This window comes from Streptomyces sp. VNUA24 (assembly GCF_029167005.1).
Lineage (GTDB): Bacteria > Actinomycetota > Actinomycetes > Streptomycetales > Streptomycetaceae > Streptomyces > Streptomyces scabiei.
Window position 1 is genome coordinate 772510 of sequence record NZ_CP119143.1, and the last position, 12059, is coordinate 784568.

A 12059-nucleotide genomic window follows, 5' to 3' on the forward strand; every position below is an offset into this window, starting at 1 on the left:
CCCATGGACAACGCGACCCCCTTCATCCTCCTCGGCCTGCTGATCTTCGCGGTCGGTCTGCTCAAGGCGGGCCTGCGGCTCGCCCGGGACCGCGCGGAACCGGACGAGGACGGCGGGGAGCACGAGTGACCCGGGTCCGGGCGGCCACGGCGGGGCCGGGGGCGCGCGATGAGTGACCGTCCGGCCGGCCGGGGGCGGCACACCCGCCCGCAGGATCCGCCGGTGAGCCTGGAGAAGGAGGGCGCCCCCGGTGCCGGACGGCGTGCCGCGCACCGGGCGGTGCCCCAGCTCAACCTGCATCTGCTGTGGGGCGAGGGGGCCCGGCCCTGGCGTGCCATGGGCCGGCACCGCCGCATGGTCCTGCTGGGCATCCTCCTCGGCCTGCTGGGCGCCGCGACGTCCCTGGCCCAGCCCGCGGTCATCGGTCAACTGGTCGGTGCCGTCGGCGAGGGGCGCTCGCTGACCGGCCCGATCATGGTGGGCGCGGCCCTGTTCATCGCCGACGCCACCCTGGGCGCGCTCCACTCGTACGTCATCGGGCTGGCCGGGGAGAACATCGTCTACGACATCCGCAGGAACCTGGCCTCGCGGCTGCTGCGCTCCCGGTTTCGCGCGTACAGCGGACTCCAGCAGGGCGATGTGTTCTCCCGGATGGTCAGCGACACCATGCTCGCCCGCTCCACGATGACGCACGCGATCGACAGCATCCTCAACAACAGTTTCCTGGTCGTCGGCGGTGTCGTCCTGATGGCCTATATCGACACGGTGCTCCTCGCCGCCACCCTGGTCTGTCTGGGCGCCACCAGCGTCGTCTCGCTCTATCTGGCGCGCGGCGTACGGAAGGTGTCGTTGCTCAACCAGACCGACCTGGGCACCTTCGGCACCGCCCTGCTGCGGGTGCTCGGGGCGATGCCCACCGTGAAGGCGTCCCGGGCCGAGGACCGGGAGGCCGAGGGGATCGCGGCCATCGCCCGGCGGGCCCGGAAGTCGGGGATCAAGGTGACGGTGATGTCGTCGCTGCTGGACCCGACCATGAGCATCGGCACCCAGCTCGCCCTGACGGTCGTCATCGGTCTGGGCGCGGCCCGCACCGCGACCGGGGCCATGCCGACGGCCGACCTCACGGCCTTCATCCTCTACCTGTTCTATCTGGTGGCCCCGCTGCTGACGCTGTTCGAGTCGATCGCGCAGTTCCAGATCGGCAGGGCGTCGGTGGAACGGCTCGCGGAACTCGGGAGGATCGAGGTCGAGACGGACCCGGACGGCAGCCGTCCGGCGGAACAGCCGCGTACCGTCCGCGCGTTCGGGCGCGGATACGAACCCGGCCTGGTCTTCGACGGCGTCCGGTTCTCCTATCCCGGCAGCGACAAGGTCGTCCTCGACGGCGTCTCGTTCACCGTCCCCGCCGAGGGGCTGACCGCCGTCGTCGGCCCCTCCGGCGGCGGCAAGTCCACCGTCTTCCAGCTGATCGAGCGGCTCTTCGACCCGGTGGCCGGCGTGATCCGCATCGACGGCACGGACATCACCGACCTGCCGCTCAACCGCCTGCGGTCCATCGTCGGGTACGTCGACCAGGACCACACCCTGCTGCGGGGCACCGTCCGGGAGAACCTCACCTACAGCGCGCCGGACGCCGACGACAAGGACATCGCCGAGGCGCTGCGCATGGCCAACCTGACCGAGGTGATCGCCGCGCTCCCCCAGGGTCTCGACACCGCGCTCGGCGACCGCGGCGCCGGCCTGTCGGGCGGTCAGCGTCAACGCCTCGCCATCGCCCGTACGTTGCTGCAGGCGCCCCGTTTCCTGCTGCTGGACGAGGCCACCGCGAACCTCGACACCGAATCGGAGAACGCGCTGCGCGACAGCATCGCGATGATCTCCGGCTTCTGCGCGGTCATCGCCATCGCCCACCGCCTGTCCACGGTCACCGAGCCCCGGCAGATCGTCGTCCTCGACCGGGGGCGCGTGCACGCCGTGGGCACGCACGACGAACTCCACCGGCACAGCGAGCTGTACCGCCGGCTCGCCCGGCTCCAGGAACTCAGCGACCTGGCGTCCTGAGCCGGCGGGGACCGGCGGCACCACCGGATCCACCCCGACAGGAGAAAGACATCCCGACAGGAGAAGTCCATGAACGACTTTCTGCTCATCCCGTCCGTGGTAGCCCTCGGCATCATCGGCTTCCTCATCGCCACCGGGGCCGTCAGCACCCCCGCCGTCATCGGCGTCGCCCTCGTGGTGCTGTGGGGCGCCTGCTCCCAGGCCAGAAGCACCGTCCACCCGAGGCACACCCCGTCCAAGAAGCGGAGGCAGCACCCATGAGCAGCACCACGACACCCCCTGCGCCCGGCGCCCCGTCGAGCGCCGTCGTCGAGGACATCGGCTACGGCCGGCAGTTCGGCGACTGGTACCACCGGCTGTTCCCGGACGACGCCTCGGTAACCGACGAGGTGGAGCGCCTGGTCCTCCTGCATCCCGATCCGGCCCTGGGCACCGTCGAGTTCGGTGTCGGCACCGGCCGGATAGCGCTCCCGCTGTCGCGTCGCGTCGGACCGGTCACCGGCGTCGACTCCTCTCCGGAGATGCTCGACGTGCTCCGCCGCGACCTGGCCGACGACACCCCCGTCGAGCCCGTGCACGACGACATCTGCGTCTACACCGCCGAGCGGACCGTGGGGCTCGTGTACTGCGTCTGCGCGACCCTGTCGATGCTGCTCACGCCCGAGGAGCAGCAGTCGGCGGTGCGTCGTGCGGCCGAACTGCTGGCCCCCGGCGGCAGGCTGGTGATCGAGACCCACAACAAGCCGGCCATCGTCGCCCTGCACGAGGGCAGCGCCCGCGCCACGTACTTCTCGCCCTACCCGGAGCCGGGCACCGGTCTGCAGAGCCACTCCGTCCTGCTGCCGCAGGGGTCGCTGTGGCACCTGTCCCACGTCTGGTACGAGGCCGACGGCACGACCCGCGTCGGCACCGAGATCTCCCGGCTCACCGACCCGGACGAGATGGACGCCTACGCCCGCGCCGCCGGGCTCGTCCCCGAGAACCGCTTCGGCGACTGGCCCGCCGACGCGCCCCCCTACTCCCCGGAGTCCCCGCTGGCCATCTGCACCTACGTCAAACCCTGACCGCCGGGGCAGCACGGGGGGCCGGGGCACGTCCCGGCCCCCCGTCACAGTGCGATCAGACCGGCCGCCGTGTCCTTGAACCCGCAGGCGTCGACGTAGAACGGCCGCAGGTGCTCCTCGAAGTCGACGTGCAGCCACCGGCATCCCGCGGCACGGGCTTCGCGGGCCGCGGTCTCGATCAGCGCGACGCCGACGCCGCTGCCACGACGATGTGCCGCGACCACCGTGTCCAGGACGAAGGCGTGGACGCCGCCGTCCCAGACGACATTGACGAAGCCGGTCAGCGCTCCGTCCTCCCGCGCGCAGACCCAGCCGAGACTGTGCCGTTCCAGTCGTCCGCGCCAGTCCGTCGCGGTCACCGGATGGCCGAAGCCGTCCGCGTGCAGTGCGTCGAGGGCCGTGTTGTCGAAGTGGCCCCGCCACTCGTACGAGATCGTCACACGCCGATCGTAGGGCGACCGCCGACCGCCGCGAGAAAGGGGACGGCGGCGACGTCCGGGAGGTCGGGCCGGGTGACGGTCCGCGGCTGCCCGGGGTTCACCCGGACGCGGCACGGGGCGCCATGACCGGTGGCATCCGTGCCCGTAGTTCACCGACCAGCCGGCGGCCGACCAGGTCGACGCCGGTCCGGTCCGCCTCGGCGAGGGCCTCGACGAGTCCGGCACGGTCGTCGTCCGTCCAGATCACGGTCGCCGGGCGCAGTACGTACGTCCCTTCCGCCTCCCCCGTCCGGCCCGGGCGAACGCTCCGGACGAGGGTGTGCAGATACCACCGGAGCAGGCAGCGCAGTGTCTCCACCTGGTACTCCGGAGCCTCCTCGGCGTCGGCGCGTTCACGGGCGTAGGCGCGCACCAGAGCGTCGAGGTGGTAGCGGAAGTGGTCGTGCTCGCGCAGCAGGTGTGCGTCGACCAGCACGTCGAGCACGTCCTCGGCGTTCTCCTGGGAGCAGCCCAGCAGCACCGCCGCGGTCTCGCCCCGGACGTACGGCATGTTGCCCGCGCCCAGTGTGCGGAACGCCGCCGCGAGATCGATGCCGTGCACGGACCGGCCGCGCAGGGCGGCATATCCCGCGTCGAGTCCGGTGCGGACCGACAGGTCGCCGATGTGCAGTTCGTCGAGCAGGCGCCGCTGTTCGAGCAGGCGGTGGGCCAGGGCTCCGAGGCTGCGGCGGGGGCGTGAGCGCAGCCGGGTGCCGACGATGCGCAGGGCCAGCGGCACACCGGCGCACGCTTCGACGAGCCGGTGTGCGGCGGCGCGTTCGGCGTCCATGCGGGAACGGCCGGCGAATCGTTCCAGCAGTTGCAGCGAGGCTTCCTCGTCGAGCGCGTCCAGGGTGACGTCGTGGACCCCTTCGAGGTCGGCGAGCCGGTGGCGGCTGGTGACGATCACCCGGCTTCCGCCGCTGCCGGGGACGAGGGGGCGGACCTGGGCGGTGCTCGCGGCGTCGTCGAGCACGATGAGCATGCGGCGGTCGGCGACCAGGGACCGGAAGAGAGAGGCGCGGTTGACCATCGTTCTCGGCACGGCGACATCGGGCACCCCGAGGCCGACGAGCAACCGGGCGAGAACCTCCGCGGGTTGCGCGGGTTTTTCGGTGCTGCCCTCCAGGTCCGCGTAGACCTGTCCGTCGGCGAAGTCGCCGCGGACGGCGTGGGCCGCGTGCAGGGCCAGCGCGGTCTTGCCGATGCCGGCGGCACCGTTGATCACGACCGTGGTGGCCGGGCCCGCGGCGGGCGCCTTGCCGCGCAGCAGCCGTTCCAGCGCGGCGGTCTCCCGGTCCCGGGCGGTGAAGTCAGTGACGCCCTGCGGCAGTTGGGCGGGGGTCGGCCAGCCGGGCCAGGAGCGGCCGGGGCCGCCGTGCACCTCGGGGCGCTCCTCGAAGGCGGCCCGGTGCCGCGGCGGTTCGTCCTCGGCGCGCAGGATGCGCCGCTGAACGGCCCGCAGTTCGGAGCCGGGCTCGGTGCCGAGCTGGTCGATGAGCGCGGCGCGGGTCCGCTGGAACAGGTCGAGGGCCTCCGGCTGCTGGCCCGAGCGGAACAGCGCCAGCATGAGACGGCCGATGAGCCCCTCGTGGAGCGGATGTTCCCGCACCAGCTGCCACAGCTCGGGCAGGATCTCGGCATGGCGCTGCAGATCGAGTTCGAGGTCCACGCACCAGGTGCGCGTCTGCAGATGGAGCCGCTGCAGATGGGAGACCTCCATGTCCTGAAGGATGCGCGAGGGTACGTCCATCAGCGGGTCGTGCCGCCACAGGGCGAGCGCTTTGCGGAGTTCCTCGGCGGCTTGCGCGGTGCGGCCCGCCTGGACGAGGGCGTCGGCGGTCTTCCGGTGGGCGGTGAACCGTCCGAGGTCGGTCTCGTCCTCCTCCAGTTCGATCAGATAGCCGGGCGCTCGGGTGGTGATCCGCGCCCTCCCGGCCCTGCCCAGGACCTGACGTAACCTCATGACATAGGTGCGGATCGTGGCGACGGCGCTGGGCGGCGGGGTGCCGTCCCAGACAAAGCTCGCGATGTTGTCCACCGGGACCACTCGGTTCGCGTTGAGCACGAGGGCGGCGAGAATCACCCGCTGCCTCGCGGCGGGCACTCGCAACTCGTTCCCGCCCGACCGGATGACCAGGGGACCTAGCAACAAGAACTCCATAACTGCCTCACCCCTACGAAAACATGATGCGATTTCCGTCGATCGCGAGGTCCCCCGTGGCACGCTGGGCGCGCACCACGCGACGCGACAGTGGGTGGAACCCTGTCCTCGACCGTCACCCGTGTGCGGGTGGCCGAGCGGGCAGGACGATCGCGGTGACGGACAGGCCGTCCCGCACCAGCCAGCGGCCGGAGAGTTCCGTGAGCATGGATGGACCGGGCACCAGCAGCCGGGCGTCGAAGACACCCGACGCGTGTCCCGGGGCGATGTCCCGGGCACGGAAATCGACCACGGCCTCGTCGAAGTCCAGTTCTCGGCCCGTGAGTGGGTACCAGACCTTGAAGACGGCTTCCTTGGCACCGAACAGCAGCCGGTCCCACCACACTCCGGTACCACCGCCCTGCCCTGTGATCCAGGAGCGTTCCTCGGGCCGGGCCACGACGTCGAGGACCCCCTCCGGCAGGGGCTGGTGGGGTTCGGCGTCGATCCCCAGGGCGAGGGCGTCGGACGCCCGGGCGAGGGCGGCGGCACGGTAGCCGGCGCAGTGCGTCATGCTTCCCACCAGCCCGTCCGGCCATCGCGGCGCCCCGCGGTGGCCGGGGACGACGGGGGCCGGTTCCATGCCGAGCTGGGTGAAGGCCCTGCGGGCGCAGGCCCGTACGGTGGTGTACTCGCGGCGGCGTCTGTCGACGGCGTCGCCGAGTGCCGCTTCCTCCTCCGGGTACAGGCGGGTGTCGGGCAGGTCCTCCCGGGACCAGGCGGAGGCCACCGTGGCGGGCAGCAACTGGTCGATCACGCGGTCACCGCCGGAAGGATCTGGCGCAGGACACCGCGAGGCATGCCGCGTTGCCGGTGCTCGCGGGGGTAACCGACCGAGACCTCCTCGAAGCGGACCCCGTCGTGCCAGGTGGTGCGGGGGATGTGCAGATGGCCGTAGACGACGACCTTGGCGTCGAACCGCACGTGCCACTTGGCGGTCTGCTCGGTTCCGCACCACTGGGCGAACTCCGGGTGGTACAGGACTCTCGTCGGATCCCGTACCAGGGGAAAGTGGTTGACCAGTACGGTCGGCAGCTCGGGATCGCGCTCGGCGAGCCGGCGCTCGGTCTCCACCAGCCGGGCGTGGCACCACGCCTCGCGGCTCGGGTAGGGGTCGGGGTGCAGGAGCATCTCGTCGGTGCACACCACACCGGCCTCGTACGCCTGGGCGAGCGCCTGCTCCTTGGTCGCGGCGGTGGGGGTGCGGAAGCTGTAGTCGTAGAGGACGAAGAGGGGCGCGACGGTGACGGGGCCGCCCGGTCCGTCCCACACGGGATAGGGGTCCTGCGGGGTGAGGACACCGAGCCCGCGGCAGATGTCCACGAGGTGGCGGTAGCGTTCCTCCCCGCGCAACTGGACGGGGTCGCCGGGAGGGGTCCAGAGTTCGTGATTCCCCGGCGCCCAGATAACAGTGTCGAATCGTTCTCGCAGCAGGGTCAGCGCCCACGTGAAGTCCTCGGTAATCTCACCGACGTCGCCGGCCACGATGAGCCAGTCGTCGTCGGACTGGGGACGCATGCCGGCCACGATGTGCCGGTTCTCCGGATAGGCCACATGGAGATCACTTGTTGCCATGAGCCTGCCTGGTACCCGTCCGGAAGATCTCATGCAGCACTTTCTACCGGCTGCTGCCCGCGCCGAGGCAGCGGATCTGGGGTGGCTGGAAGGATCTCTGGGGGTTGTAGGGGGTGGCTAGGGGTGGCCGCCACCGATTCGGGCTGCCTAACCTCCGTTACGTTGCCGCCAGGCGCATGAACTACCAGGGCGAAGGACGGACGATGGATCGAAGCGCCGAGGAACCGGACCTGTGGCTCCGGTGCTTCGTGGCCGCCCCCCGGGCCCGGACACGGCTCGTGTGTTTCCCGCACGCCGGAGGATCGGCGAGTGCCTACCACGCCATGGCGGGCGCGCTGCCGCCCGCCGCGGAGGTGCTGGCCGTGCAGTACCCGGGCCGTCAGGACCGGCGGGGCGAGAAGTGCGTCGACAATGTTCCGGAGCTGGTCGACCGGCTGGTTCCGGTCCTGACCGCATCGGCCGACGACCGGCCGCTGGCGCTGTTCGGGCACAGCATGGGCGCCACCCTCGCCTACGAGGTGGCGCGCCGACTGGAGCGGGAGGGCGGGGCGAACAGCCCGGTCACCGTGTTTCTCTCCGGGCGCCGGGCGCCGCGCTTCGAACGCAGTGAGTACATCCACCAGCGCGATGACCAGGGGATCCTGCGGGAGTTGGAGCTGCTGGGCGGATCCGGCGCCGTGGCACTGGCCGACCCGGAGATCCTCCAGATGGTCATGCCCGCCATCCGCGGCGACTATCGCGCGGCGGAGACCTACGTCCATGTGCCGGGACCGCCACTGCGCTGCCCGGTGGTCGCGCTGACGGGGGACGCCGACCCGCGTGCGGCCGTGGCGGAGGTCGAGGCGTGGCGCGAGTACACGGAAGGGCCGTTCGCCACGCAGGTGTTCCAGGGCGGTCACTTCTTTCTCAATGATCATGCGGACGCGGTGCACCGCACGGTCCGCGATCGCCTGAGCTCGCTCCCGGTCTTCGGCGCGGGCACGCACTAGGCAGACTCGGAGGAAGCTCGATGCCCCCAGCCGCCGTCAGAGAACTGCTCCACACCCTCGACCGGCTGGCGCACTGCGTCGGCTCACTGCGGTCCTCCGGGTTCGGCGAGCCTCCCGCGCTCACCAGACTGGCCGACGACGTGGAGCGGCTGCGCCTGCATGCCCGCTCACTCGTCGGTGTACCGGCCGACGCCGTGTCGGCCCGCCCGCCGGCCGGAGGACGGGCCACCATTCCGGTGCCCGACATTCCCTACGACGCCCGGCTGTGGCACGGCGCCGACGACGAGGGCGTGGGCGGCCACGGCCCCCAGGTTTCCCCCACCCCCGGGCACGCCGGGCGCTGACCGCGCGGAACGACGCCGAGGCGGGTCCGTACCCGACCACGCACGGCTCGTCGTCCGGCGCTCCCCCGCCGCCCGGCGTGCCGCTCACACCGACTCCCACCGGGACGGAGATCCCCCATGGCCGAACAGATCGGCATGACGCCACGGCTTCTGGAGTACGTCAGGCAGACCTCGCTGCGCGAGGACGGCCTCCTGCTGGAACTGCGCGAAGCGACCGCCGAGCTGCCCGGCGGTGTCGCGCTTCAAGTACCCGCGGAGGAAGGCCAGTTCCTCGCGCTGCTGGTCCGGCTCACCCGGGCGGCCGCGGTCCTGGAGATCGGCACCTTCACCGGCTACAGCACCCTGTGCATGGCCCGCGCCCTGCCGGCCCACGGCCGACTGGTGACGTGCGACATCACCGATCGCTGGCCGTCGATCGGCGCGGAGTTCTGGAAGCGGGCCGGCGTGGACGGCCTGATCGACCTCCGGGTGGGCGACGCGGCGGAGACTCTGGAGAAACTGCTCGCCGACGAGGGCCAGGGCGTCTTCGACCTGGTGTTCATCGACGCGGACAAGGCGAACTACCCGCGCTACTACGAGCTGTCCATGGAACTGCTCGCACCCGGCGGCCTCGTCGTCGTGGACAACACGCTCTTCTTCGGCCGGGTCACCGATCCGCAGTTCACGGACGCCGACACCACGGGCATCCGTGAACTCAACGCCCGCCTGCGCACGGACGAGCGGGTCGACCTGAGCATGCTCACCATGGCCGACGGCATCACGCTCGCCCGACGCAAGGACGCCTGACGGCGCCGGACTCCGGTCGAGGGCGCGTTCGAGGGGTCGTTCGAGGGGTCGTTGCCGCACTGCTGGTCATCCGGCCAGGTCCAGCGGCTTGGCGAGGCCCACGCGTGGAGCACTCAGCAGGTGCGCAGAGCGGTACGTCTTGCGCAGGACGGTGAGATCGCAGACGCGGGGCAGGGCAGGGCACCGAACCGACCCGGCGGCTCGCCGTTCCGATCGGCCGTATGCGGGGTGGCACAGTGCCGCATCGCACGCAGGGGTCGATCCCGATGAAAGGGCGCTCGTCACGCTCGACAGCGCGGCCGAGGAGATCCTGGCGGGGCGGCCGGCGCCGGTGCGCGCCGGCCGCTTGCTCTCAGGCGAGCTGCCGGCTCTTGAGGGGCTCCCACCAGTCCCGGTTGTCGCGGTACCAGGCGAAAGTCTCGGCCAGCCCGGACTCGAAGTCGCGCCGCGGGCGGTAGCCCAACTCGGTCCGCAACCTGGTGCAGTCGATCGCGTAGCGCCGGTCGTGGCCCTTGCGGTCCGGTACCTGCCGTACGCGCGCCCAGGTCGCGCCGACCGCCGCGAGCAGCCGCGCGGTCAGTTCCCGGTTGCTCAGCTCGATACCGCCGCTGATGTTGTAGACACGGCCCGCGACACCGCCGGCGCGGACCAGCTCCACGGCCGCGCAGTGGTCCTCGACGTGCAGCCAGTCGCGCCGGTTGAGCCCGTCGCCGTACAGCGGGACGTCACCGCCGTCGAGCAGCGTCGTGAGGAACAGCGGGATGATCTTCTCGGGGAACTGCCGCGGCCCGTAGTTGTTGCTGCACCGGGTGACCCGCACGTCGAGACCGTGGGTGCGGTGGTACGACAGGGCCAGAAGGTCCGAGGCCGCCTTGGAGGCCGCGTAGGGGGAGTTGGGGTCGAGGGGGTCCCCCTCGGTGCGCGAGCCGGTCTCCACCGAGCCGTAGACCTCGTCCGTGGACACGTGCACGAAGCGGTCGACGCCGTGTCGCAGCGCGGCGTCCAGCAGGGTCTGGGTGCCCGTGACGTTGGTACGCACGAAAGCGTCGGCAGAGACGATCGAGCGGTCCACATGGGACTCGGCGGCGAAGTGCACCACCTGGTCGGCCTGTCGCATCAGCTTGTCGACGAGGGGGGCGTCGCAGATGTCGCCCCGGACGAACGTCAGCCGGGGATCGCCGAGATCGAGGTTGTCCAGGCTCCCGGCGTAGGTCAGGCTGTCCAGCACCGTGACCTGGGACACCCCGCCGCGCTGCGCGGTGTCGCCCGCGAGCAGCATCCGTACATAGGCGGAGCCGATGAAGCCGGCGGCGCCGGTGACCAGCAGATTCACAGACCCTCCGAAGGAAGCGGAAGCACCAGGCCCGCCTTGCGCAGGCGTGCGCGCTCCATGACGTACTCGCCGTAGGGCGAATTGCCCATGCTCGCACCCAGCGCCTGGCAGTCGTCGGGGTCGATGTAACCCATGTGCATGGCGATCTCCTCGATGCAGCCGAGGCGGGTGCCCTGTCTGCGCTGTGTGTCCCTCACGAACGTGCCCGCTTCGAGCAGGGATTCATGAGTGCCGGTGTCCAGCCACGTGACGCCCCTGCCGAGCCACACCAGTTCGGCGGTGCCCATCTCCAGATAGACGCGCAGCAGGTCGGTGATCTCCAGCTCGCCCCGGGGGGACGGCTCCAGGTCTCTGGCGATGTCCGTGACCTGGGTGTCGAAGAAGTACATCCCCGGGATGGCGAGCTTCGAGCGCGGATGGAGGGGCTTCTCCTCGATGGAGACGAGTTCGCCCCGCGCGTCGATCTCGGCGACTCCGAACCGCTCCGGGTCGGCCACCTCGTGGCCGAACAGCACACAGCCCCCCATCTTGAGCGCGGTACGCCGCAGCATGGCGGGCAGGTTGGCGCCGTGGAAGAGATTGTCGCCGAGGACCAGCGCGCACTGCTCGCCGCGGATGTGGTCCTCCCCCACGAGGAAGGCGTCGGCGATGCCGCGCGGCTCGTCCTGCGGGGCGTAGTCGAGGGACAGCCCCAGCTGCCGGCCGTCGCCCAGCAGCGCCTGGAAGGCGGGGAGGTCGGCAGGACGCGTGATGACGAGGATGTCCCGGATGCCCGCCAGCATGAGCATGGAGAGCGGGTAGTAGATCATCGGTTTGTCGTAGACCGGTGCGAGTTGTTTGGAACCCGCGAAGGTGAGGGGCTGCAGGCGGGTGCCGTTGCCGCCCGCCAGAATGATCCCCTTCATGCGTGCCACGCTCCCTCGTGGTCGGTGTTCGGGCATCGTCGGGGGCCCGTCCCGAGCCGTTCTCCTGCGCGTCTTGGTGGAGCGGGCCGACGACCGGGCGCGGGGGACTTCGAGCAGGGTCGCCGCATGTACGGGATCGGTCCGGTTCGTGCCGGCCTCGTCCATGACGTGACGTCATATCCCGTGCTGGGTTGGGAAGTTCACCGGGAAGCAGGTGGGCACGGCAGCCGCACCGGTTCCCGGTGCGTGCGTCCGCTCGGATCGACGGCCCCGCGCCGCAGGGCGGGCCCTCCTCGTTCTCGTCGAGGCCGTCGCTCCTC

The 12059-nt window shown here is 71.2% G+C and carries 13 protein-coding genes; 7 read left to right on the forward strand and 6 right to left on the reverse strand.

Annotated features, from left to right (window positions below; translation table 11 throughout):
- Positions 1-3: 3 nt before the first annotated feature.
- The 4 genes from PYR72_RS03135 to PYR72_RS03150 all read left to right on the forward strand — a co-directional run bounded on the left by PYR72_RS03135 (position 4) and on the right by PYR72_RS03150 (position 3125).
- The gene (locus PYR72_RS03135) at positions 4-129 is read left to right on the forward strand and encodes a hypothetical protein (RefSeq protein ID WP_013005803.1); all 126 of its coding nucleotides are present in this window, start codon (positions 4-6) and stop codon (positions 127-129) included.
- Positions 130-168: 39 nt separating this feature from the next.
- Positions 169-2061, forward strand: coding sequence for an ABC transporter ATP-binding protein (locus tag PYR72_RS03140; protein WP_275453746.1), 1893 nt, complete (start codon positions 169-171; stop codon positions 2059-2061).
- Between the two features lie 69 nt (positions 2062-2130).
- Entirely contained in the window at positions 2131-2322 is a 192-nt protein-coding gene (locus tag PYR72_RS03145) for a hypothetical protein (RefSeq protein ID WP_275453747.1), read from the forward strand.
- The gene (locus PYR72_RS03150; protein ID WP_275453748.1) at positions 2319-3125 is read left to right on the forward strand and encodes a class I SAM-dependent methyltransferase; all 807 of its coding nucleotides are present in this window, start codon (positions 2319-2321) and stop codon (positions 3123-3125) included. Before PYR72_RS03145 ends, PYR72_RS03150 begins: the two co-directional genes overlap by 4 nt.
- A gap of 44 nt (positions 3126-3169) precedes the next feature.
- On the opposite strand, the gene PYR72_RS03155 is transcribed toward PYR72_RS03150, so the two are convergent.
- The 4 genes from PYR72_RS03155 to PYR72_RS03170 all read right to left on the reverse strand — a co-directional run bounded on the left by PYR72_RS03155 (position 3170) and on the right by PYR72_RS03170 (position 7415).
- The gene (locus PYR72_RS03155) at positions 3170-3565 is read right to left on the reverse strand and encodes a GNAT family N-acetyltransferase (protein ID WP_275453749.1); all 396 of its coding nucleotides are present in this window, start codon (positions 3563-3565) and stop codon (positions 3170-3172) included.
- Between the two features lie 97 nt (positions 3566-3662).
- A complete protein-coding gene (locus PYR72_RS03160; RefSeq protein WP_343245508.1) occupies positions 3663-5711 on the reverse strand; it encodes a BTAD domain-containing putative transcriptional regulator in 2049 nt (682 codons plus the stop codon).
- A 172-nt stretch (positions 5712-5883) separates the two neighbouring features.
- A complete protein-coding gene (locus PYR72_RS03165; RefSeq protein ID WP_275453751.1) occupies positions 5884-6564 on the reverse strand; it encodes a 4'-phosphopantetheinyl transferase superfamily protein in 681 nt (226 codons plus the stop codon).
- Complete coding sequence (locus tag PYR72_RS03170) at positions 6561-7415, reverse strand: metallophosphoesterase (RefSeq protein WP_275453752.1); 855 nt, start codon at positions 7413-7415, stop codon at positions 6561-6563. The genes PYR72_RS03165 and PYR72_RS03170 overlap by 4 nt, the downstream gene beginning before the upstream one ends.
- Positions 7416-7585: 170 nt before the next feature.
- Between PYR72_RS03170 and PYR72_RS03175 the strand changes: the two genes are divergently transcribed.
- The 3 genes from PYR72_RS03175 to PYR72_RS03185 all read left to right on the forward strand — a co-directional run bounded on the left by PYR72_RS03175 (position 7586) and on the right by PYR72_RS03185 (position 9501).
- The gene (locus PYR72_RS03175; protein WP_275453753.1) at positions 7586-8371 is read left to right on the forward strand and encodes an alpha/beta fold hydrolase; all 786 of its coding nucleotides are present in this window, start codon (positions 7586-7588) and stop codon (positions 8369-8371) included.
- Between the two features lie 20 nt (positions 8372-8391).
- Positions 8392-8715, forward strand: coding sequence for a hypothetical protein (locus PYR72_RS03180; protein ID WP_275453754.1), 324 nt, complete (start codon positions 8392-8394; stop codon positions 8713-8715).
- Between the two features lie 117 nt (positions 8716-8832).
- The gene (locus tag PYR72_RS03185) at positions 8833-9501 is read left to right on the forward strand and encodes a class I SAM-dependent methyltransferase (protein WP_275453755.1); all 669 of its coding nucleotides are present in this window, start codon (positions 8833-8835) and stop codon (positions 9499-9501) included.
- A 352-nt stretch (positions 9502-9853) separates the two neighbouring features.
- Here PYR72_RS03185 and rfbB read toward each other — a convergent pair whose 3' ends face one another.
- Both rfbB and rfbA read right to left on the reverse strand, forming a co-directional pair.
- Positions 9854-10834, reverse strand: coding sequence for a dTDP-glucose 4,6-dehydratase (rfbB, locus tag PYR72_RS03190; RefSeq protein WP_275453756.1), 981 nt, complete (start codon positions 10832-10834; stop codon positions 9854-9856).
- Positions 10831-11739: a glucose-1-phosphate thymidylyltransferase RfbA gene (gene rfbA, locus PYR72_RS03195; protein ID WP_275453757.1), complete on the reverse strand. Its 909-nt coding sequence runs from the start codon at positions 11737-11739 to the stop codon at positions 10831-10833. The genes rfbB and rfbA overlap by 4 nt, the downstream gene beginning before the upstream one ends.
- Between the last annotated feature and the right edge of the window lie 320 nt (positions 11740-12059).

Bases quoted from the DNA above. Each gene is read 5' to 3' on its own strand.
- PYR72_RS03135 (WP_013005803.1), top strand. From the start codon at position 4: ATGGACAACGCGACCCCCTTCATCCTCCTCGGCCTGCTGATCTTCGCG.
- PYR72_RS03140 (WP_275453746.1), top strand. From the start codon at position 169: ATGAGTGACCGTCCGGCCGGCCGGGGGCGGCACACCCGCCCGCAGGAT.
- PYR72_RS03145 (WP_275453747.1), top strand. From the start codon at position 2,131: ATGAACGACTTTCTGCTCATCCCGTCCGTGGTAGCCCTCGGCATCATC.
- PYR72_RS03150 (WP_275453748.1), top strand. From the start codon at position 2,319: ATGAGCAGCACCACGACACCCCCTGCGCCCGGCGCCCCGTCGAGCGCC.
- PYR72_RS03170 (WP_275453752.1), bottom strand. From the start codon at position 7,415: ATGAGATCTTCCGGACGGGTACCAGGCAGGCTCATGGCAACAAGTGAT.
- PYR72_RS03175 (WP_275453753.1), top strand. From the start codon at position 7,586: ATGGATCGAAGCGCCGAGGAACCGGACCTGTGGCTCCGGTGCTTCGTG.
- PYR72_RS03180 (WP_275453754.1), top strand. From the start codon at position 8,392: ATGCCCCCAGCCGCCGTCAGAGAACTGCTCCACACCCTCGACCGGCTG.
- PYR72_RS03185 (WP_275453755.1), top strand. From the start codon at position 8,833: ATGGCCGAACAGATCGGCATGACGCCACGGCTTCTGGAGTACGTCAGG.
- rfbA (WP_275453757.1), bottom strand. From the start codon at position 11,739: ATGAAGGGGATCATTCTGGCGGGCGGCAACGGCACCCGCCTGCAGCCC.